This is a genomic window from Erwinia sp. STN24 (genome assembly GCF_041320675.1).
Lineage (GTDB): Bacteria > Pseudomonadota > Gammaproteobacteria > Enterobacterales > Enterobacteriaceae > Erwinia > Erwinia aeris.
This window is the reverse complement of the sequence record NZ_JBGGPM010000011.1, coordinates 1-20,714: the sequence shown is the minus strand read 5'-3', so window position 1 is coordinate 20,714 and position 20,714 is coordinate 1. Positions and strand designations below refer to the sequence as shown.

Sequence of the window (20,714 nt, the reverse complement as noted above, 5' to 3'; positions counted from 1 at the left end):
ATTTCCGCCTTACGTTCTTCTTATGTCATCTTTATGTCGCACGTATAGTGTCAGTGCAGACGGCTATGCCGGGTTCTTATCATTCTTATAAGCTATATATGTGTGATATAAAGCATCATTAAAGCCTCTTTAAGATACACAATAACCCCTTGCACACCTGAAAAATATTGGTATTATTCCTTATGCGGTCTGTAGGTGCGATTTATGTAGTATATAAAGCATCTTTACAGGCTCAGGTTGAATTAAACGGACTCTTTAAAATGTGAGGTTTACCCATGCTTATCTGCATCGACGACGGCTCTACCAACATCAAAATGGCCTGGAGAGAAGACGGCCAGATTAAAACCAGCGTCACGCCAACCAGCTTCAAACGCGAATGGACAATGAGCTTTAGTGAAGATGACAAAATGGCGAACTATGAGATCGACGGCGAAAAATATTCGTTCGACGAGCGCAGCGCTGACGCCATCCGCACCACGGAAAGCTTTTACCAGTACAGCACCGTAAACGCTCTGGCTATTCATCACGCGCTGCATCAGTCCGGCATTCCGCCGCAGCCGGTTGATATTGTGGTAACGCTGCCGCTGTCCGAATACCTGACGGCAGACAACAAACGCAATAAGGACAAAATCGAGAAGAAAAAGCGGAACGTCATGCGTGCCGTGAACCTTGATGAGGGCGAGTCGTTTACCATCCGCAGCGTATCCGTGGTATCAGAAAGTATCCCGGCCGGCTTTAACCTGCTCTCTGATATGGAAGAGGAACAGAGCCTGCTGATCGTGGATGTCGGCGGCACCTCCACCGATAACTCACACGTTCAGGCCAGATTTACCGGGATCACCAAAACCCACTGCCTGCCAGACGTGGGCGGCGCACTCATCACTGACAGCATTTGTGCGAAGATGGCCGCCAATAAGAAGCTCTCTACCTGGCAGGCGCAGAAGGTTTACCTGAACCATAAAAATAAAGCGTTCATGGAAAAGTTTTTCCCGGATGAAACGCTTCGCAGCGCAGTTCTGGAAGCCATCAGGATCTCTGAAAAAACGCTGATCAACCGCGTGGCCGAATCCGTTGAACGTTTCTCAGGCTATTCGCATGTGCTGTGCGTAGGCGGCCCGGCGCCGGTTGTGGCACCAAAGGTGCTTGAAATCACCGGCGTACCAAAAGAACGCTTCCATGTTGATGAAAACCCGCAGCTTTCCCTGGTGCTGGGGATGCTGGCATGGAAACAGGGCGATACGCATGAATGAGGAAGACAGCAAGGCCGTAAAAAAAACCGTGCTGCTGTATCCGGATGAAAAGGCCGGCGACAGAGTGGTGCTGAACTTTATCAATGAGGGAATGCTGAAGGAGCGCGGCCGCATTATGCGGGCCATGCTGCTGACCGGCGCGGCCATGATGCAGGCCAACAAAAAGCTGCCGTTCATGATTGCCGAGCTGTTTGACGAAAACACTACGTTTACGGACATTCAGCGCGTGATCCGCAGCGCCATTCCTGAAGCATTCGGCCCGGATGATGCCATTATGCGCGACGTGTTTTCACGCCTGAACGCTGCTCAGGCCATGCCCCCTGCAGAGGGGGGCAGTTCACCTGCCGCTGACAGTCCGCCGGCAGCAAGCGAGCCGACGCAGGAAGCGCGACACCTCGCCGAGGCGCGCCGTAATGCCGGCAACATGTTTGGTGATGACGATTGATAAGGTAGTTAAATGAAATCCTTAGTTGGTGCCGTAATCGCTGTTCTGCTGACAATGTATGCCTATTCGCAGTTATATCTGGTGCCGGAGGCGAAGCGGGCTAACGCTTCATTTTCGTCCACGCTTCAACAATACTACAGCGGCCAGGGCGAACTTAAGGATATGCAGAATGTCGGGATCTACCAGAAAAAGGAACAGCTACCGGTAATGCAGGGAGGTTTTACCGGGCTGTTGCTAACGATGGTTGGCTATGACCGTGCGTTTGCCGCCTATAACGTCATAACCACCGATGGAACTTTTCCGGTAATGCCGCTTCGTGAGGAAATTCCCGCGCAAAAGCAGATGGTTATCCGGCGCTATAACAATCCTGCGGCAGTTCAGGTCGAGCCTGATCATGAAACTTCTTATTCTCTTCTTTGTTACAGCGATGCAGGGCGTGAGCACTGTTTTAATGTCATGAGCGAAGCAACATTAAAGAGATTTTGGGACATCCGTTTCGGATAACCGGAAGACCACAAGCGGGAATAAATATGCGGTTCAGCCGGCTACGGCAGGATAGTGAGCCGCAGCCGTCGGGATACGAAAAAACAGAAATAAAAACGTGTAATAGTTGGTCATGTGACGTATTATAAACCAACTAAGGCAGCGCCCCTGACATTGGCGAAGGAGTTAATGATGCAATTTGAAGAACTGAACACCGCGCATATCGCACAAATCCGGGCTGTTGCCAGCGAGCTGGGCACAGACTGGTATTATCATCAAATCATGTCTCACGATCGTTGCGCCAGGCTGCGCAGCCGCGCCGAACGTCACCTCTGGGTAAATTGCATGGTTTCACAGGGCCGCTACCGGCTGAGTGCCGGACTTGACCGGGATTACTATGACTATGCCGGCCAGGCACTTATCACCGTGGCGCCCGATCGTTCGCCTGCGTCGATCGCTGGCGACATCCGCCGCCGGTTACTGCCTCAGCTGGACGTCACCCTTGATAAAGCCCGTGAGTACCGTGCCAGAATGTCGGCTAAAAAAGAGCGTCACGGCTGGCTTAAAAACCTGCTGCTGCGCTTCTGCATCCCGGTTTATTCACGTTCCGGCTGCCGGAAGCTGTTTGAGTACAGCCCGCCTGCAGGCGTCCGGTTTGCAGTGACAGAATCCAGCCACAGCGGCGGTGAGTACGATATGACTCTTGAGAATCTATCCCTGGACGACGTGGTACGCATAGCGGCAATCGCCGGCCAGGCACAGCGAAGGAACACAGATGAAACATCCTGATTCGATTTACTACACCGAAGGCGTAAGCGGCCAGCGGAAATTTACCTTTGAGGTATTCCGTGAGGCCGATGGCTCTTACCGGGCTGTTGCCGCACGCTGGAACGCGCGCGTTAACAAAGTGGTTGAGCAGACGCAGTTCACTGCGCCGGACAAAGCGGGGCTGCGAGAGCAGCCTTATCCGGCCACGCGGCAGGTTAAAATTTTTCTGAACTCCGGCTTCTGGGATGACCACAATGTATGAGCTGATTACTGAAGAACCGACCGGCGAGCAGCTGAAAGCGCTGCGCGAACGCATGGGGCTGAATCAGACCGAGCTGGCGAAGGTGGTCGGCGTAAACCTGCGTAACTATCAGCACCGCGAGGCGGGCGAAAATCCTACGAACGCCGGTGAATATAACCTGTTGATGCTCATGGCGGACATGCACCCGCTGTACCGGCTGAAGGGATACACCCCTGAAAGAGACGCTGCCGGCATCGCTGAGAGGCTGATCCATGAAGAGCCGGACGCCGCCGAAGTTAAACGGGTTCGCAAAGCTATGGGCCTGAAGCTGCAGGAAGCTGCCGATCGCTACGGCTATACGCTTTCGGCCTGGAAATCAAAGGAACAGGCAAGCAAACGCGGCACGCTGCGGCCTGCGGAGTATAATTTCATGTTGCTGCTTTTGGGGGAACATCCCGCCCTGACGCTGACAAACCGCCCGGTTACGACGAAAAATTAACAGGGGAACAATGATGCGGACTTTTATCATAGCGTTTTGGCTCATAGTGTTTTACTTTTTTTGCGCGCCAGCGGATCAGCCTGCCTGGTTAAACCTGGCCGTCGGCGCGCTGTGCGTGGTAATCGCCTTTGTGGTGACCGGGTCAGTTGAAACGGCGAGATCAAGCATCGCGTTCTTTCGTCTGATAAACCTGTTGATGCCCTACTTTATCGGGCTTGCGGGCGTTTTTGCTCTGGCACGGGGCATATATCTGTACACCGAGCCTGCGCAAGTCATGACTATTGGAGGCGCTGAGGTTGTGTCATTTATAGATGAAATCATGCCGCTGCTGTTCTGTTTAACTGGCTTAATGCTCATAATGGTGTCCATTTTTAAACTGCGCCTGCGCCAAAGATAACAGGGATAAAACGGCTTAACAGTCAGGCGGGCAGATAAAAAAGTGTAAAACAGGCTTGAAAAGTAGGTCATATGACGTATAATTAAAACATCAAGACGCGGCACTGATGCCGCCAGGCAGCGCTCCTTTCAGCGCAGGAGAATGACCATGAACACACTGACTCACGACCAGTTCCAGGACGTTTCCCGCTACATCCTTACCCACGGCTATTTCACCTGTTTTCCCGGCCTTGATGTTCTGAAAAACTGTGAAGAAATCCCCGATCCTGAACCCTCAGACTACCGCGACGTGCTGTTTCTCAAAGGCGGTCTGCCGTTTGCCGTTTATGAGTGCGGCTTTGGCTTTCGCGTGCTGCCCGTACCGGCGGATAAACCATTGAGCCGCGAGCAATTTAACGATACGGCCAGATGGCTACGTGATCGGGGCCAGTTCGCTGCCTGCGTTTTTCTTGAAAGCCTGTGTGACTTTGACGTTATCGGCGATCCTGCCAGTGTCAGCGATCCGGAAAGCGATAAAATTTACGTTAGCAACGGGCATCCCGTTATGTTGGAAATGTCTAATATTGGCTTTTTCGTTGCAGACTGATTGCTGCTAACCTGCGGGGCCAAAGCGCCCCGCCAGACCTGACAGGGAAAGGAAATTACATGATTTTAATCAGCGTCATGATAGTAAGCGTGCTCAATCTCACCGCGCAGCTGCTGATCCAGTTTTACGCACCTGAACTGGCTGACAGCCAACAGGCCTGGTCAATGATGTGTGTATCCCTGTTCGTCTGCTTAGCTGCGCTGAGCCTTATGGCAATGAAAGACAGAGATAATTACCGGAATGCCTGGTTTCTGCCTTTTCTGGCCGTGACCTTTGTTTTGTGGCTTCACGCCGGCGTGAAACTGGCAAAAATTATTTATTTATCCTGAAGCGCTGACGCGCTTCCCGGCCTGCGGGCCGGACGCAGCACCCGTCTGGTGCAGGAGTTCCGCCATGAAAATCACCACCCAGATCCGCACGGAATGGGCCATCACGTTCACCCTGTTCCATCTGCAGCGACTTCCCGGCTTCCGGGAAATCTACCGCCAGCAGCTTTCCGCACGCAGCTGCATGATCGCGGCCACCATCGACGACGTAGAGCGCTATGAGTTTTATTTCACCCTCTATTCCGGCCGCTGCGGCGTGCTCAGGCACTACAGGCGGCACCCCTACACGGAAATCGAACACATCAGCCGGAACCACCGTGAGGCGCTGCAGCTCATCGCCAGGCAGATGCGCGAGCGCGAAAAAAGTGACGGATGAAGACTGAAAAAGGCTTGTTAAAGTAGGTCATATGACGTAATATTACCTCATCGACACAGCACGTTGCTGAGTCGGCGGCAGCACCCCGCATCTGGTGCAGGAGTAAATATTATGACCCTTCAGGAAGCACTCAACGTTTTCAACCTGTCCGGCAGCATCACCATTGAAGCCATCAAGGACGCTTACAAAAAGCTGTGCCTGAAATATCACCCAGATCGCAACCCGGCCGGCAACGATATGATGAAGCTGGTCAACGCCGCCTATGAGTGGCTTAACCGCAATGCTGACCGCATTAACGAAGGCTACAGCCACACCGAAGGCGCGTATGACTACGCGGCGAAGTTCGGCGGCGTGCTGGAGAAGCTGCGCGCGCTGGAAGGTCTGGAGCTGGAAATCATTGGCAACTGGATCTGGATCAGCGGCGAAACCAAAGCGAACAAAGAGGCGCTGAAGGCAATGGGCTGCCGCTATGCCGCTAAAAAAGTCTGCTGGTACTTCCGCCCGGAAGAGCACCGCAGCCTCGGCAACCGTAAAAGCCATTCAATGGATGAGATCCGCGACATGCACGGCACGCAGGGACGCGAAAGCACCGGCGGCCGCCGTCGCCTCAGCGGCCGCAAACGCCAGCCGGCAGCCCTGACAGGCGCGTAAAAATCCGGCGGCGGGCACGACCCGCCGCCTTCTTCCGGGCCGGTATGACGCCGCCCGCCTCTTTCTGCCACAGTGAGCAACCCCATGACAATGACAGATGATTTTGTTTTTAGCGTCCCGTGCGTCCTCGGCACGCAGGGATCACAGCCTTTCATGCTGCTCAGCGTGCCGTTCCGCGCGCTGCGCCGCCTCCTTGTGCTGGACAACAGCGGCCATGTCCTGGACCGGTCACAGCGCGAGCTGAACCCGTCACGCGTGCGCAAAATCGGCCGCTATCTCACCGACGCGATGCAAAGCGGGCAGCCATATATTCTGCCGCCGCTGATTGGCAACTGTGACAGCCCGATCAGATTTGTTGAGTCAGACGTCAGGGGCGTAGGCCGGGCGGAGCTGCCAATGGATGCCGTAATCGCGCTGTTCGACGGCCAGCACCGCAGCAACGCCATCATTCAGTACTGTAGCAGCGTGGACGTCGGCAATCAGATTGGCCTGATGCTGTTTCAGAACGTCGGCTTAAAACAGCGTCAGCAGTTTTTTTCTGACATCAACAACACCGCCACAAAGCCCAGCGCGGCGATCAGCATGGCCTACGACACCCGCGACGAACTCGCGCGCACCGTAAAGGCGATGATTGGCGACAGCCCGGCGCTGGCCGCGATCACGGATTTTGAACATAACACCGTGCCGGCCGGCAGCGAACACCTGGTTAGCTTCAAACCGCTTTGCGATGCCACGGCGCGATTTATCAGCGCAGGTGATGAGCGGTTAGACCAGGGCCAGATCGGCGCCATATGGGACAGCTGGCTGCAACTTACGGGCGCGGCCGAGGTGCAGGGCATCAGAATTGGTGAATATCGCAAAGAATACATACAGTTTTACGGCGTGATGCTCAATGCGTTCGGCCTGGCGGTGCAGACGCTCCGGCAGTCGCTTTCGCCGTCCGACGTGGCCGCACAGATAGCCCTGACCGGGAACGGGGCAGACCAGGAAACAAAAGAGCGCTTTTTTGCGCTGGCCGCATGGGAAGGATGCTGCGTGGTGCGTACCGAAACCGGGCTGAAGATTCAAGCTGACATTGCCGCACAGCGCCGGGCCGCTGCCCGGCTGACTCAAGCCGTGCGGGCCGGACAGATGTATTAGACGGCAGGCGGCCAGGGAAGGCCGAATACATCAGGCAAGCGTAAGAAGTAGAGAAATAACGCCTCAGCACGCTCTCAGGCGCTCAGTTTCAAAATTCCCTTACCCCTGTCAAATTTATTCGTTCATCGCTTCAGAATGCGGTACAGCGCGTTTTACGCGTCCTGTAACCGCACCTGCTTTCCGGATTTACCCTCTTAACCCCGACCCCTGGCCCCCTTCGGCTCCTGCCTGCGGCAGTCGTCGAGCCTGACTCCGCTAAGCCGCCCTGACGGGCAGCAAGCTCCACCGAACCCGCAGGCGGTTTCGGGCCTGACGGCTACAGTCTGATGGCTGAACGTCAACGTCAAAGGCGACTGCCGCAGGCGGCAGTCAGATTAAACAGGGGGAGGAAGGTCTTTAAACTCATTATTAATCATAAAGATAGTAGCTAAAGTTGTTGATTAAGTAGGTCATATGACGTAATATGGTTTCACGGTCTGGCACAAAGTCAGCCCCGGCAGCGCACCGGATTTTGCGCAGGAGCAACAGCATGGAACTTAACCAAATCACGATCCCGGCGGTGCTGGTCACGACCTTCCGCGATTACAACAACGGCAACCCGTTTGGCACCTGGATGAACCCGGCCAGATATGACAGCGAGGCCCGATTCAAAACGGCGTGTACAAGTCTGCACGGCGTCAGCCCCGACGCCGAGCTGATGATTATCGAGGCCGAGGGTATCCCGTCACAGTTTTATGCGGAAACGGGCATTACCTGGCACTTTATTGACGCCTTCCGCCAGGCTGAAGAAGAGGGAACACTGGCACCGCTTATGGCCTGGTATCGTGCAGGCGGTGACGGCGGCTATTCAGACTTTGAAGCGGCTTACGTCTGCGAGGCCGCCAGCGCCGAAGACTACGCGCGCGACCTGCTGGAGAATAACGGCGCGCTGGAAGGGCTTGCGCCGCAGCTGCGTGAATACTTCGACTTTGAGGCATACGGACGCGATCTGATGCTCAACGGCATGAGATTTGAGGGCGGGTTTGTATTTAACCGTATCTGATCCACCGCACTGCCGCCCCGGCGGCAGTGCCAGACATACCGCAGGAAAATCATGAAACGCAGTCTTTTAATCATCTTCACCCTGTCAGCCTGCATCGCCTCAGCGGACGCGGCTCAGACCCGTTATTTCTTCCGCGAACCCGGCGCGATTAAGATCAGCATGGACGAACCGGCGACCGGCTGCCGGATGAATGGCCAGATGGTTCACCCGATAGAGAAGCCCGCGGCTAAAGTGCTCTGGTTTACAGAACGCGAGTGCGGCACCCGAAAACAGGCTGTCAGCTTCGTCACTGATGAAATAGACGCGCCGGACAATGTGATCCACAAAGGGCATAAAATACATTTCACGCCCGCTCAGGTTGAAATCGTCGGAGGCGGCAGGATATGAGCGACAGCAAAACGTACATGGAACAGAAAGACTTTTACCTGCGACGTTTCCGCCGGTGCCGGAACGCGGACACCCTGGAACGGGTTTACGAGTCGATGCGCGACCGCAGCCAGGTCAGCGAGAGTGAGCGGGTCGCCTTTGAGTCAGCCGCCGATCACCGGCGTGCGGAAATAGCATCGGGCAAGCTCTGGGACAAGATACCGCCTCACGTCTGGCAGTATGTCCGGTAAGCGCCCGCAGGCGGGCGAAATTTAACAGGGAAAGGAAGGAGGTGAGTGCGGCGGCGGGGCGAAAAAATAAGCGACAAACGGTCGCTTGGGGGGTTGTGTAAGTAGGTCATAAGACGTACAATGATCGCACTGGCTCACAAAGAGACAGTAACCCTCCTAACTTTACAGGTGCTCTATGACCTCCGCTGACATCCTCACCCACCTCCCCGCTATCCTCAACTCCGTTGCCGCCGTCATCACGGCTGTTACCGGCCTAATCGCGGTGCTCCGCAAGAAAAATAAAGACAAAGACTGACCGGAGAAGGGGCGCGAAAGCGCCCCTTTTTATTCCTGCGCAGTCGGTCAAAAGACTTGCTATAGTAGGTCATATGACGTATTATTTCTGCGTCAGGGCAAGACACCCTGACCGGCAGCGTTCCGGTTAACGCAGGAGTATCCCATGATCTACAAAGACAAAAGCAACGCCAGCACCGACAAACGCCCGACGCATAAAATCGTGGTGGCGAAAAGCCCGGAAGACGAGCAGCAGATCGCCTTTTATGCGTACAGCGCGGAGGAAATGAAAGGCGTCACCGTGGGCATTTCACTCGCCGCCGAGCTGTACGGCCTCGACATCTGGCAGCAGATATATGAGGCCGATCCGGCCCACTAATAACACCGCCCGGAAGGGCGGTTTTTTTGCATCTTAGCAGCGAAAAAGATTGATTAAAGTAGGTCATAAGACGTATAATAATTTCATCGGAGCAGCGCTGTGTTGCTCCGGCGGCAGTACCCCGCAACCGGTACAGGAGTAAAACCTATGTCTTACGATCTGAATATTCCCGCCATCACTGCCACTGAAGTTGAAGACGAAAAGCGCCTGGACTTTCTGCCCCAGCTTTTCGGGCGCGGTGCCTACCTGCTGGGAGAACAGCAGGTTTACGGCCTCGCTGGCTATTACTGCGACGACTATAAAGGCGGCTACTGGCGCTATCACACGCTGTCATGCGGCGGGGGCTTCATGTGCCCGGACAGCGAAGACACCTATCAGGTGCGCGTCAGCAGCAACGGCTACAGCGGGGAAATGAGCGCAGAAGCCTTTGGCATTTTCCTCACCAGTATGGCCCTGAACCGCATGGCATGGAAGGCACACGCACAGGACAAAACCGACCTGTGCAGTCATCTGATTGTGCAGTGGGAGAAGCTGCGCGCCTTTGCAGATCAGCACGGCGAGGCCGGACAGATTTTCCGCGCCTGGGAGTGATATTCACAGCGCCCGCAGGGGCGCTGTTTTCCGCACTTCACCGACAGGAAGACACCACCATGACAGAAGCTAAAAAGAGCACACGCGCCGAGGTAATTATCCTAGTCTGCAATTTAACGTTTGGCCGTGGGTTCCACTTTTGCAGCATTGAAAAATTACAGGGTACAGATGCCGATCTCTGGTTCCCCCTGGCTGACCCCGCGCGGCTGTTTGAAGCCGTGGAAAGCGTGATGCAGATGAACGGCATAGCGCATAACGTGACGGGCCTCGACGTTATTGCTGAGTACCCTACCTGCAAAGATGTGCGGGTAAGATACAACGCGGCATAAGGAGAATATAAAGAAAGATAAAGTGTCAAAATGATACTTTATTATTTTGCTAAAGAGTAACGATAAAAGCTTGATAAAGTAGGTCATGTGACGTAATATTATCCCATCGACACAGCACATCGTTGTGTCGTCGGCAGCGCACCGCTTTGCGCAGGAGTAACCCTTATGACAGCTAACACTGTTTTCTACATCGTACTGGCCGCCTTCGCGGTGTCCGCGTTTGTCCTTCCCCGCCGTGCCCTGAAAGAGCAGCAAACCGAGCTGGTTAACTTCCAGTTCCTGTGTACCTCCGCCGTGGGCTTTATATCGGCCTGTGTTCTGGCGGGTGCTTCTGAGGCCGGTCACGGCACATTCACCTTTATTCACGCCGTGACCGCGTTCAGCCTGATCTGTTCCGCTGATACCGGCTATCTGCTGTGGCGTCACCGTGCGCCGCGCAAGGTACTGACCCACTAATTCAGGCAGGCGCTCCGGGAGGGGCGCCATTCAGACGGACAACAGGAGGCCATCAATGGGCGCACTGATCACTATCGACACCCTTTCACGGCGTGATGAGCTTGACCGCTTTCCGCGCGTTGTGTACCGGCCACGCGCAGGCATTCCCCTGCCGGAACTGCTGGATAAGGCAGCGGCGAAATGGGCGGCCAGCCAGGGGATCGGCGGTCAGGTACGTTTTGAAGCGCTGGACGAAGCCAGAACGCTGCTGTACGGCGCGCAGGAACTGACAGTTATTCTGGGAAGGGTTCGCACTCTTTCACGCCTTAAAAATGGATTATCGCGGGACGTGTCGGGCGTAATTGAAATCAGAATAGGGTAAAAGAGCGCTTGCAAAAGTAGGTCATAAGACGTATTATTATCTCACTGAAACGGAAATAGATTCGTTCAGCGGCAGCGTTCCGATTAACGCAGGATTGAAATTATGATGGAAATGAAATTAACCGAAACACACAACCTTCCCGAAGCCGATCAGAAGAAAGTTAACGCCATTATGGCGCTGGCTCAACCGATGGGCGTGGCACATGAAATTACCGTTACTTTTCATACCAAAGATGCAATTAAGGTTGAATGGCGTAACAAAAGAAACGGCCAACTGATCCACAGTGATTTTACATTTGCGCGGAACTTCATAACTGATTTTCAGCGAATGCTGAAAAACAACGTCAGACATTATTGATAAGCAGGGGGGGATTCCTCCCCTGCAAAACTTCTAATGCCATCAGAGCTACTGACAGAGAAAGGCAGCGAATGAATAACCTGAATGAAGTCACCCTGAAAGGCCGCACCAGACCGGATAACTTCCCGGCACAGGCTAGAATCCGCGTATCAACGCTACGCAACTGTGATGCTCCAGGGCAGACCGTAAAAGCACCCAAAAAAGACCGCCGGTTAACACCGGCGGCACGGAAAAGCGAGCGCGCTGACATTACGCCGCGATCGTGCATGTGCAGTAAAAGCGGCCAAAGGGTAAAGACAAGCGTGATTAATGTCGATAAGCAGAAGGCGCGCAGGCTTACCGGCTACAGGCACATACCCGTAAAACCCTCCGGTTATATCGTGACATTTCGCTCTATGACCTTTCAGAATGGAGAGGCGCTATGACAGACACAGCAAAAGCCGCAACCGACATTCTCCCTACGCTTTCTATTTATGAAAGTCCGCGAACGGCGACGATCAGCACGGCGCATGTGAGCCAGGAAGATCAGCACATTATTGCAGACCTGTGCTGGAGCAACGACACCGAACGCGGAGAGCACTGGATTCTCAGCACTAAATACGGCTGGATTTTTTGCCTCGACCGGCGATGCAGCTGGGCAACGGATCTTGCAAATCTGGGCATCAGTACACGCACCATTTTCAATCTGAAACGGGTAGCTGACTGTGGCTATCAGTGGATAAATTTTGAGGCTTGCGGTGACCAGTTAGATCAGCTTTTTATGTGGGACTGGTGACAAATTTTAACATTTTAACGCCCCTAGATCGGGGCGATAAAGGTAACAATAACTTGATAAAAGTAGGTCATATGACGTATAATAGTTTCACGTTTCCAGCACACAAATACACTTAAACGCCGTCGCTGGCGCAAGGAGAAAAATACATGGCTAACCAATACCCTGCTGACATTTATGCGCTGGTCGTCGCAGAACTTATCTGCGAGCACTTTGAGGGACAGACAAGCCTTTACCCGGAACAACTTGATATTGTCAGCGCACAAGCCGTTGGCGTTGAGCCATACGAACTGGTTAATCATCTTACCGAAAAACTGAAAGCATCAGGCAGTAAGGTTGCCTCGCTTTGCAAGAGGGATCAGTCAGTGGTCATTGACATGATGATTAACGATACGCGGTTGATTATAAATGATGACTACGAAATTCAGCGAGTCAGGTCGGCTGTCTCAGAAGAGGTACTTGGCCGGATTGACGGCTGGCGTAATCAGTATCGAAATACGGCAAAAAACTTTTATGTGTGCTTTACCAGCGTCAACATTTCAGGGGAAAACATCGAATGTGAAACCTGCGTTAAAGCCCAGAGTGCTTATGATGCCGCCTTTAAGGTAGGGCAGGCTTTTGCGGACGATAACTGTTTAATCACAGATATTAAGGAGGTGGAGGAGCGTCATTGAAATCGGTTAAAAAGGGTGCCGGATTGCGGACACAATCCGGCGGATTGACAAAACAAAATGTGAGGTTTGTCTATGTCAGTTTCTATTGTACATCTTGCCGAGGATCTTGCAAAGGGGCAGCGGCGCTGTGTGCCAGGCATGAAGGGGGATGAGTGGCGTTTCTTTGTCTTCTGGCTTGAGTTCTTTATGGGATACTCGATGGAGTAAAATAAGCCGAAGGGCGTCGAATGACGCCCTTTTTTATGGCCTTTCCCCGACTCTTTACCCTGTTAATTTTAAGGTGTAAAGCGTCGCTATAGTTAACATTCGGCTACGACAATAAGCTATACCCGGCCCGCCGAACGGCGGGAGCAACTTTACTGGGCCTGAACGTTTACGGGAGCCGTATTTTCATTACTTTTGCTTCGACCAGGCGTACGTTGTTTTTTTGGCTTTTTACCTTCATTCAGTGCTTTCAGATCCCTGATAGTCACGTCATCCATTCCTGCCGCGTGGAGCTTACCAAGCACTTCCTCAAGCGTGTAGCCTTTTTCCGTTGTAAGCAGAATAATGTCAGCCTTAAGGCTTTCCAGTACGTCCTGTTTACGCTGGCGTTCATGCGTAACATCCGGCAGCTGAGCCAGAACATTTTTAACCTTTTCCACATCACTACTGTTGTACGTTTTTGCTGATTTCTGGCTCATATTTCTCACTCCACCACTTAAAAAAGTCATCATAGCCTCATCAGCCGGGCTTTTCAAACCGCACAACTGGCCTGAAGGCACGCTCAATGGTATACTTCGGTTGTAGGTTTTAAATACGGGACAAGATGTGTTTTTGGAGTACCGCCGACACGCGGCGGCCATCCAAAAACGTCTTGGTCAGGTTTCACCCGACACCCACAGCTGAAGCTGCCTGAACTGAACTGCCTGAAGAGACACTGGAAAATGAGCCGTAGCGAATCCCGAAAAACAGATGAGCGAATTCAGATAAGATGCACCGCCGAAGTGAAGGCGCAACTTACCGAAAAGGCTCAGGAATCAGGGCACAGTCTTAGTGAATATCTTATCAAATCTGGGCTAGGAAAGCGCCTTCAGTCTAAGGGGCATTACAATTCTCTAGCCGCTTTGATCAAGATAACTGCTCTTCAAAAACACCTCTTTAATGAGAGCAACGGTCAGTACAGCAAAGAGTTTGCAGACATACTGCAAGAAGTACGAAAAGCCGCAGTTTTAGTTCACAAGGAAATACAGGGTAATGATTCCTAAGATCATTGAGGGAAGGCGAGATAAAGAGTCAAGCTTTAAGCAGCTTATCTCCTACATGACAGACAAGCCGTCTGATTCATTGACTGATACCGTTCAGCCAACGAATGAGACGGTTTCTGCCGCCGCGCCTGGTACATTTGACGGACTTAATAATTACCTTACCCGCCGCGAAACGGCCACATCCGAACCGGTTGAAGTGGCCCCCGGCGTTAACCGCGTTAAAGTTGGTGACGTTACCTGCCAGTACAACACCTTTTCTCTTGAAGGGGCCGCAGCTGAAATGAATGCTGTGTCACTTCAGAACCATCGTGCCAAAGACCCGGTAATGCACTACGTTCTGTCCTGGCCGGAGCATGAAAAACCGGACGACAACGCCGTTTTCGACAGCGTTAAGTTTACGCTGGGGTCTATGGGTATGCAGGATAATCAGTATGTTTCCGCCATCCATCGCGACACGGATAATCTGCACGTTCACGTTGCCGTTAACCGCGTTCACCCCGAAACATACAAGGCCGCATCTTCCAGCTTTACTAAAGATACGCTTCATCAGGCGTGCCGTGTTCTTGAGATGAAACACGGTTGGTCACACACAGCCGGTGCGTATGTGGTGAACGATCGTCAGCAAATTGTCCGCAATCCTAATAGCCGAAAAGAGCGCGGTAACTGGCGTTCCAAAGATGCCGTTCACAAGATGGAAAATAAAGACGGTACTGAAACGCTTTATCGCTTCATCGTGGGTGATAAAGACCAGGAAGGTTCCCGTCAGAATCTGCTGCACATATCCAGCGGCCTGCGCGAAGCTAAAAGCTGGCAGGACGTTCATAACACCTTTAATCAGCTTGGTCTTCGCTTCCAACGCTCGATTGAGCATCGGGGCTTTGTCGTAACGCATCAGACAGGTCTGCAGGTTAGTGCTGTTAAAGCCAGTCTGGTGCTTAATAAGGCGCAGTACACGCTGAAAGATATTGAGGAACGTCTGGGTAAATACGTTCCTTCTGCATTGGCCCCGGCGCCGGTTGCATTGAATGGCACTACATATCAGCCTGGCGGCTATCGTCGTGACGCCGTCAAACGTGCCCAGCGTCGTGCCGAACGTGCCGAACAACGTCTTCTACTTAAGGGTCGCTATAAAGCTTATCGCAGTAATCTTCCCCGCTATCAGGTTGACCGTGAGTTCATGGCGGAACAGTTCCGCATGATCAATGCGCATACCCGCCTAGTTAAAAGCAACATTCGTCAAAGTATTGCCGATCCGCATATGCGACGTCTTGCCTATAACCTTGCTGAATTTAAAAAGCAGCAGGCCATTGCCGCTATGCGTCTTGAAAACCGTGATAAGCGTGACGGCTTTAAGGCCGCCCATCGCGCACTGACCTATCGCGAATGGGTTGAGCAGGAGGCGCTGAAAGGGGATAAGGCTGCACTGAGCCAGATGCGCGGCTTTGCCTATTCAGCGCGCCGCAAAGAATCGTATAAATCTAAGCTCGTTGCTGACATCGGTTTTAACCGTATGTACAACGGCGTGACCAGCCACGATCGCGATGACGTTCCTGTAATGGCGTCAGAAAAGCACAACGTTAAACCCCGCCTGCTTAAAGACGGTACCGTTGTATTCCATCGTGACGGCTTGCCCGTGGTGGCCGATCGCGGCCATATCATTCTTACTGAAAGTGCTGCCGGCTGCGACAGCAGGGATACCGATCTAGCCGTGGCTCTTTCCCTTGCCGGAAAAGCTCATCAAATCCGTTTTGACGGCAGCGGGGAATTTAAAGAGGCTGGGATTAAACGCATCGCAGATGCAGCTGTAAATCATCAGCACCCTGTTGCTTCAGGCATCATGTTCACTCAGGCGGCGCAGGCAGAATATGCACGCGCAGAGCAAGAGAGATTGCGTCGTGAGCGAAATGATAGTAAAAATGAAATGGAAATGAAAAACCGAACTAACGGTCAATTCAAACCGCGATAAAAACGGAGTCAACATGAAAGTCAATCTGAAAACGGCCCTCGTGGCCGTTTCTGTCATTGCTATTTCTGGCTGTGCCGGAAATGCAGCTAAAGAAAAACAGCAAAGCGCAGAAAAACTGGTTAACGATCAGATTCGCGAAGAGGCCATTAAAATCACGCTGGCCCAGAATGAACTTTACCAGGCCAGCGCTATCAACCGCACATCCTTCCGCATTCCCACCGTTATCAATGCCAACAGTCAGAACATTCGCGTTAACTGGCAGGGCGATGCCTATGAACTGCTGGCGCAGATGGCAAAACAGCGCGGCCTTCGCTTTACCAGTCAGGGCGTCAAACTTCCTCTCCCTGTGAATATTGACGTAGGCAGCGCCACCTTTGAGGGACTGCTTGCGCTGATCCGTCAGCAGACTGATTACCGGGCCAACGTCATCCAGCGCGCCGGCGAGCTGCAGCTGATTTACCTAACGCCTGAAAAACGTAAATCCTTCTTGCGGGGTAATCGCAAATGAAAATGAAAACCCTGTTTCTGGTCATGCTGACGCTAAGCCCGATTCAGAGCGTTCTGGCAGATGAAACGGAAGCACCTAAAGACATTAATTACTATCTTGATCCTCCTTCTAACCCGGAAAGCGCCTCTGACATTGGTAGTTCAATGCTGAACGAAGCAGCGCACACAATCGGCTTTCGCGGCGGTAAAGCTGAACGTGCCACGGAGCTGCGAGCCGCGCTTGAGAAACAGCGCAGTAATCTTGATTACATGTATTCCTTTCAGCCGCTCATCAGCCCGGACGGCTATCTGCCGCCGGTGATCGTTGAAGCGAAGGACGTTGCGCACATCACCAACGAACAGATTCGGACGGCGAACCGCGCGTATGACATCGTTGTGCCGGCGCGTTTTGTGAGTAATCCCCCGACGTGGAAGAGCTACCTGCTGACCGGACTGCTGGCAAACCGCATTGAGCTGCCTGAACCGGCCGCCATGCCGAAGGACAGCAAGCAGCGTGACATCTGGCAGCGTGCCATCAAAGACGGCTGGAAAGATGGCCGCCTTAAAGCAGATGAAATCTTTGTGTCTAACTTTAACCGCCTGACCCGCGATTACACCGGGATGCTGCGCTACTCAACGCTGCTGCAGCAGGACATGGTTAAAGCGCCTGTGATTTCACAGCAGCAGCAAACCGTAACCGGCGACAAAAACCGTCTGCTGCTGGGTGACAAGGTTAAACGCATGAAGAAACAGGCTGAGTTTGACGTCAACAAGCGCAACTGGTCACCGACCATCAAGTAAGGAAATGAACATGGAAAACAACCTTTCCTTTGATTTTGGTAATCACCTGACCGCTGACACATTAAGGCGGTTTCTGGTCTGGACGTTAAAAAATGACGTATCAGACGTGCTGATGCAGGGCGGCGGACGTATTTTCATTGAGCGCTACGGCCGGCAGATCCCGATGACCACTTATGCTGTCGATAAGCTGGAGCTGGAGTCCGTGATAGACCAGGTGTTTAACCCGGACGTCAAGACCAGCCTGAAAATGGCGAAGATTGTCAACACGTCCCTTCAGCTGACCGGCGACATTGCCGGCACGCTGGGTCTGGAGCGTAACGAGCGCGCGCGCTTTCGCGCCAACTTCACGCAGGCCACAGTTTATGAAGCGGAAGCCGTTATGTCACTGACTCTGCGCGTGCTCAAAAACCATATCCCCAAACTTCATACAATGGATCTGCCTGACGTGTTGCTTCGTTCACTTTTTCCCGCATCCGGCCTGGCTTTCGTCTGTGGTGAAACGGGCTCGGGAAAATCAACGCTTATGGCGAGCATAAACCAGCACAGCGGTGAAACCTTCCCTGATCGCAAGGTTATCACCGGTGAAGATCCAATTGAGCTGATTCTGGGCGGGCCTGACTGGATTGCCCCGGAACCTGCTCAGTCCGAGCTGGGGCGTGACTTTGCCACTTATGCCGATTTTATTGCCTATTCAGCGCTGCGCCGCTCGCCGAAAAATATCGATATTGGTGAGCTTCTGGAGATCCGCGCCTATGAGGCTGCGCTGATCGCAGGTAAAACCGGCCACTTCTGTAAGGGCACGATGCACGTTGATACCTGTGGCGATGCTATCCAGCGTGCGGTGCTGATGTTTCCTTTTGATGCCCGAGAATCCATCGCTTATGACACGCTGAAAGTCCTGCGTTACATCATCGTGCAGCGCCTGCTGCGATCTACCGATGGAAAACGTGTTGCCGTGCGCGAGTACGTGATTTTTGACACGCAGCTGCGCAGCCATCTTCTTGCCATACCGTACACGCAGTGGGGCAAAACCATCGATCAGCTGCTGTTGTCCCAGAACCGTTCACTCATTCTGAATGCCTTCCGTCTTTATCAGGAGGGCATTGTTGATGAGGAACAAATGATCGAAGTTGCGGGCTACCTGGACTTCCTGAAGCTGAAAGAGGGCACCTATGCGCAAGAATCAATGGCGTAACGTCTCCAAGCCGCTGATGTTGGGCATCATTCCCGTCATGTCGTTGTTTATTTATCTGCTGTGGTTTCCATTCCCTTCAATGGACACGCTCTATTTCTGTACTTTCATCGTGGGGTTTTATGCCGTGCTCGGCTATTTCGGGTACACGGTGAAGGTGCTTTACCAGAAGCTGCTGAGGGTGCTGCGGGGAAAACTTATCCGTGGCCGTCCCTGGTGGTATCGCCGTAATCAACGCTGAAACTTACCTACCGTCAGGAGTAAACGATGAGCAATAACGATAAACCTGAAATCGCCACCGAACGGACGCGACTTGCCATTCCCTATGAAGACCGTATGCGTGCCATTAAAGCAGCCGGCAAGCTGAGTAACGGCGAGAACGCGCTGGAACTCGATCGAGAGGCTAAAGTCTGGTACGCCAAGCCAGGTGCAAACCTGACCCGGCTTGAACCCTGGATTTACGATCCTAGTAAAGTTGAAGCGGAAAAGCCCCTGGACATCAGTGCCGTTGAAAATGAGTTTGCGGCCTGGCTTGAAGAGCGCGGCGCCATTTTGAAAGACCCCGTGGAATTCGACGGCGAGAAGCATTACGTGGATACCGAGGACGGCAAGCCCGGCTCTAAAAAGGGCGTCTATGCCGCATTTCTCGATGGCCGACCTGCAGGGTGGTACAGGGATTACAAAAACGGCGGCGAGATGCAGAAGTGGGTATCGAAGGGCACCGCACCTGACCCCGAACAAATGGCGATACTGCGGGCTGATGCCGCTGCACGACGGGAACAGCGGGCTACGGTACGAGCGGATAAATTCGATAAGACGGCTGGCCGACTGATGGAGACGTTTAACGCTCTGCCGGATGCAACCGGTGGTGAAGTTTATCATCAGACCAAGCAGATTAATGCGGCGAATGGCGTTAAAACCGATCGGCACGGCAATGTCGTCATCCCCCTGCAAAACTCTGACGGTGAATTCCGCACCCTGGAGCGTATCTGGCCTGACGGATCAAAACACCTGGAAAAAGACGGCCAGGCATGGGGGTCGTTTTTCGTTGCGGGCGGCCAGCTGCGCGACGGGGAAAACATTCTTTACGCGGAAGGCTATGCCACTGCAGAAAGCATCAGCGAAGCAACAGGCCGCCCGGTCGTCATGACCGTAAACGCGGGGAACATGGTAGAAGTTGCCCGCCACCTCAATGAACAGTACCCCAACAGTCAGCATTTTTTCCTTGCGGATAACGACATCTACAAAGACGAGAACGCCGGACTGAACTATGCGAATGAAGCCGCAGAACTGACCGGCGGCCACGTTGTGCTCCCGACCTTTCGCGAGCCGCGCGTGGGACTGACCGATTTTAACGATTTGCACGTTGAGGAAGGGCTGAACGCCGTTAACTGGCAGGTTGAAACGGCAATTGAAAACATAACGAGGATGGAAAATATGGCAGACCAAGAGTTACAAGATCAGTCCCGTAAAAAAGCTACTGATGAAATGGCCGCAGTCCCTGCAGAGAGCGCCAGCGCTGCCCCCGTGAGCCTGGAAGACGACGCGCCGGCTGCAGCACCTGCAACGCCGGCAGAGAGCGCCAGCACGGCCCCCGTGAGCCTGGAGGACGACGCGCCGGCCGCAGCGCCTGCAACGCCGGCAGAGAGCGCCAGCGCTGCCCCCGTGAGCCTGGAGGACGAAGCGCCGGCCGCAGCGCCTGCAGCGCCGGCAGAGAGCGCCAGCGCTGCCCCCGTGAGCCTGGAGGACGACGCGCCGGGCGCAGCGCCTGCAGCGCCGGCAGAGAGCGCCAGCACGGCCCCTGTAAGCCTGGAGGACGACGCGCCGGCCGCAGCGCCTGCAGCGCCGGCAGAGAGCGCCAGCACGGCCCCCGTGAGCCTGGCGGACGACGCGCCGGCCACAGCGCCTGCAGCACCGGCAGAGAGCACTACCGCATCAGCTTATGCAAATAATTTTGCACAATGGGACAACGATCCGGACGACATTAACGCTTCGATGGAAGCCTATGCG

The 20,714-nt window shown here is 53.6% G+C and carries 31 protein-coding genes; 30 read left to right on the top strand and 1 reads right to left on the bottom strand.

Annotated features, from left to right (window positions below; all coding sequences use genetic code 11):
• Positions 1 to 275: 275 nt before the first annotated feature.
• The 23 genes from parM (at position 276) to ACA373_RS21410 (ending at position 13,012) form a co-directional block, all read left to right on the top strand.
• Positions 276 to 1,250 carry a plasmid segregation protein ParM domain-containing protein gene (gene parM, locus ACA373_RS21520; protein ID WP_370735077.1) on the top strand — a complete coding sequence of 325 codons (975 nt, stop codon included), beginning with the start codon at positions 276 to 278 and terminating at the stop codon, positions 1,248 to 1,250.
• On the top strand, positions 1,243 to 1,695 hold the full coding sequence (locus ACA373_RS21515) for a plasmid partitioning/stability family protein (RefSeq protein ID WP_370735076.1): 453 nt from the start codon (positions 1,243 to 1,245) through the stop codon (positions 1,693 to 1,695). Before parM ends, ACA373_RS21515 begins: the two co-directional genes overlap by 8 nt.
• Before the next feature lie 12 nt (positions 1,696 to 1,707).
• Entirely contained in the window at positions 1,708 to 2,199 is a 492-nt protein-coding gene (locus ACA373_RS21510) for a hypothetical protein (RefSeq protein WP_370735075.1), read from the top strand.
• Positions 2,200 to 2,367: 168 nt separating this feature from the next.
• The gene (locus ACA373_RS21505) at positions 2,368 to 2,967 is read left to right on the top strand and encodes a hypothetical protein (RefSeq protein ID WP_370735074.1); all 600 of its coding nucleotides are present in this window, start codon (positions 2,368 to 2,370) and stop codon (positions 2,965 to 2,967) included.
• Complete coding sequence (locus ACA373_RS21500; protein WP_370735073.1) at positions 2,954 to 3,208, top strand: sugar ABC transporter substrate-binding protein; 255 nt, start codon at positions 2,954 to 2,956, stop codon at positions 3,206 to 3,208. The genes ACA373_RS21505 and ACA373_RS21500 overlap by 14 nt, the downstream gene beginning before the upstream one ends.
• A complete protein-coding gene (locus tag ACA373_RS21495) occupies positions 3,192 to 3,686 on the top strand; it encodes a helix-turn-helix domain-containing protein (RefSeq protein WP_370735072.1) in 495 nt (164 codons plus the stop codon). The genes ACA373_RS21500 and ACA373_RS21495 overlap by 17 nt, the downstream gene beginning before the upstream one ends.
• A 10-nt stretch (positions 3,687 to 3,696) precedes the next feature.
• A complete protein-coding gene (locus ACA373_RS21490) occupies positions 3,697 to 4,083 on the top strand; it encodes a hypothetical protein (protein WP_370735071.1) in 387 nt (128 codons plus the stop codon).
• Between the two features lie 147 nt (positions 4,084 to 4,230).
• A complete protein-coding gene (locus ACA373_RS21485; RefSeq protein ID WP_370735070.1) occupies positions 4,231 to 4,668 on the top strand; it encodes a hypothetical protein in 438 nt (145 codons plus the stop codon).
• A 59-nt stretch (positions 4,669 to 4,727) separates the two neighbouring features.
• On the top strand, positions 4,728 to 4,997 hold the full coding sequence (locus ACA373_RS21480; RefSeq protein WP_370735069.1) for a hypothetical protein: 270 nt from the start codon (positions 4,728 to 4,730) through the stop codon (positions 4,995 to 4,997).
• Between the two features lie 64 nt (positions 4,998 to 5,061).
• Positions 5,062 to 5,370, top strand: coding sequence for a hypothetical protein (locus tag ACA373_RS21475; RefSeq protein WP_370735068.1), 309 nt, complete (start codon positions 5,062 to 5,064; stop codon positions 5,368 to 5,370).
• A 111-nt stretch (positions 5,371 to 5,481) separates the two neighbouring features.
• Positions 5,482 to 6,021 carry a DnaJ domain-containing protein gene (locus ACA373_RS21470; RefSeq protein ID WP_370735067.1) on the top strand — a complete coding sequence of 180 codons (540 nt, stop codon included), beginning with the start codon at positions 5,482 to 5,484 and terminating at the stop codon, positions 6,019 to 6,021.
• Positions 6,022 to 6,105: 84 nt separating this feature from the next.
• A complete protein-coding gene (locus ACA373_RS21465) occupies positions 6,106 to 7,161 on the top strand; it encodes a DGQHR domain-containing protein (RefSeq protein WP_370735066.1) in 1,056 nt (351 codons plus the stop codon).
• Between the two features lie 529 nt (positions 7,162 to 7,690).
• Complete coding sequence (locus ACA373_RS21460) at positions 7,691 to 8,203, top strand: antirestriction protein ArdA (protein ID WP_370735065.1); 513 nt, start codon at positions 7,691 to 7,693, stop codon at positions 8,201 to 8,203.
• Between the two features lie 51 nt (positions 8,204 to 8,254).
• On the top strand, positions 8,255 to 8,590 hold the full coding sequence (locus tag ACA373_RS21455) for a hypothetical protein (protein WP_370735064.1): 336 nt from the start codon (positions 8,255 to 8,257) through the stop codon (positions 8,588 to 8,590).
• Positions 8,587 to 8,820 (top strand): Hha/YmoA family nucleoid-associated regulatory protein, encoded by a 234-nt coding sequence (locus tag ACA373_RS21450; protein WP_370735063.1) that lies wholly within the window; start codon positions 8,587 to 8,589, stop codon positions 8,818 to 8,820. The genes ACA373_RS21455 and ACA373_RS21450 overlap by 4 nt, the downstream gene beginning before the upstream one ends.
• Positions 8,821 to 9,259: 439 nt before the next feature.
• On the top strand, positions 9,260 to 9,472 hold the full coding sequence (locus ACA373_RS21445) for a hypothetical protein (protein ID WP_370735062.1): 213 nt from the start codon (positions 9,260 to 9,262) through the stop codon (positions 9,470 to 9,472).
• A gap of 147 nt (positions 9,473 to 9,619) precedes the next feature.
• Positions 9,620 to 10,063 (top strand): antirestriction protein, encoded by a 444-nt coding sequence (locus ACA373_RS21440; protein WP_370735061.1) that lies wholly within the window; start codon positions 9,620 to 9,622, stop codon positions 10,061 to 10,063.
• 59 nt (positions 10,064 to 10,122) lie between these two features.
• Complete coding sequence (locus ACA373_RS21435; protein ID WP_370735060.1) at positions 10,123 to 10,392, top strand: hypothetical protein; 270 nt, start codon at positions 10,123 to 10,125, stop codon at positions 10,390 to 10,392.
• A 165-nt stretch (positions 10,393 to 10,557) separates the two neighbouring features.
• The gene (locus ACA373_RS21430) at positions 10,558 to 10,848 is read left to right on the top strand and encodes a hypothetical protein (RefSeq protein WP_370735059.1); all 291 of its coding nucleotides are present in this window, start codon (positions 10,558 to 10,560) and stop codon (positions 10,846 to 10,848) included.
• Between the two features lie 55 nt (positions 10,849 to 10,903).
• Entirely contained in the window at positions 10,904 to 11,209 is a 306-nt protein-coding gene (locus ACA373_RS21425) for a hypothetical protein (protein WP_370735058.1), read from the top strand.
• A gap of 102 nt (positions 11,210 to 11,311) precedes the next feature.
• Positions 11,312 to 11,566: a hypothetical protein gene (locus tag ACA373_RS21420; RefSeq protein ID WP_370735057.1), complete on the top strand. Its 255-nt coding sequence runs from the start codon at positions 11,312 to 11,314 to the stop codon at positions 11,564 to 11,566.
• Between the two features lie 421 nt (positions 11,567 to 11,987).
• Positions 11,988 to 12,341: a hypothetical protein gene (locus ACA373_RS21415; protein ID WP_370735056.1), complete on the top strand. Its 354-nt coding sequence runs from the start codon at positions 11,988 to 11,990 to the stop codon at positions 12,339 to 12,341.
• A 146-nt stretch (positions 12,342 to 12,487) separates the two neighbouring features.
• A complete protein-coding gene (locus ACA373_RS21410) occupies positions 12,488 to 13,012 on the top strand; it encodes a hypothetical protein (RefSeq protein ID WP_370735055.1) in 525 nt (174 codons plus the stop codon).
• Between the two features lie 356 nt (positions 13,013 to 13,368).
• Here ACA373_RS21410 and ACA373_RS21405 read toward each other — a convergent pair whose 3' ends face one another.
• Entirely contained in the window at positions 13,369 to 13,728 is a 360-nt protein-coding gene (locus tag ACA373_RS21405; protein ID WP_370735054.1) for a hypothetical protein, read from the bottom strand.
• A 210-nt stretch (positions 13,729 to 13,938) separates the two neighbouring features.
• On the opposite strand from ACA373_RS21405, the gene mobA reads away from it, so the two are divergent.
• From mobA to ACA373_RS21370, 7 genes are all read left to right on the top strand, one after another.
• The gene (mobA, locus tag ACA373_RS21400) at positions 13,939 to 14,259 is read left to right on the top strand and encodes a plasmid mobilization protein MobA (RefSeq protein WP_370735053.1); all 321 of its coding nucleotides are present in this window, start codon (positions 13,939 to 13,941) and stop codon (positions 14,257 to 14,259) included.
• On the top strand, positions 14,249 to 16,225 hold the full coding sequence (traI, locus tag ACA373_RS21395) for a TraI/MobA(P) family conjugative relaxase (protein ID WP_370735052.1): 1,977 nt from the start codon (positions 14,249 to 14,251) through the stop codon (positions 16,223 to 16,225). Before mobA ends, traI begins: the two co-directional genes overlap by 11 nt.
• Before the next feature lie 13 nt (positions 16,226 to 16,238).
• Complete coding sequence (locus tag ACA373_RS21390; protein WP_370735051.1) at positions 16,239 to 16,733, top strand: DotD/TraH family lipoprotein; 495 nt, start codon at positions 16,239 to 16,241, stop codon at positions 16,731 to 16,733.
• A complete protein-coding gene (locus ACA373_RS21385; RefSeq protein ID WP_370735050.1) occupies positions 16,730 to 17,512 on the top strand; it encodes a type IV secretory system conjugative DNA transfer family protein in 783 nt (260 codons plus the stop codon). Before ACA373_RS21390 ends, ACA373_RS21385 begins: the two co-directional genes overlap by 4 nt.
• A gap of 4 nt (positions 17,513 to 17,516) precedes the next feature.
• The gene (gene traJ, locus ACA373_RS21380; protein ID WP_370735049.1) at positions 17,517 to 18,707 is read left to right on the top strand and encodes a plasmid transfer ATPase TraJ; all 1,191 of its coding nucleotides are present in this window, start codon (positions 17,517 to 17,519) and stop codon (positions 18,705 to 18,707) included.
• On the top strand, positions 18,685 to 18,945 hold the full coding sequence (icmT, locus tag ACA373_RS21375) for an IcmT/TraK family protein (protein WP_370735048.1): 261 nt from the start codon (positions 18,685 to 18,687) through the stop codon (positions 18,943 to 18,945). Before traJ ends, icmT begins: the two co-directional genes overlap by 23 nt.
• A 26-nt stretch (positions 18,946 to 18,971) precedes the next feature.
• Positions 18,972 to 20,714, top strand: a 1,743-nt coding sequence (locus ACA373_RS21370) for a DUF5710 domain-containing protein (RefSeq protein WP_370735047.1), incomplete at its 3' end; no start/stop codon positions are given.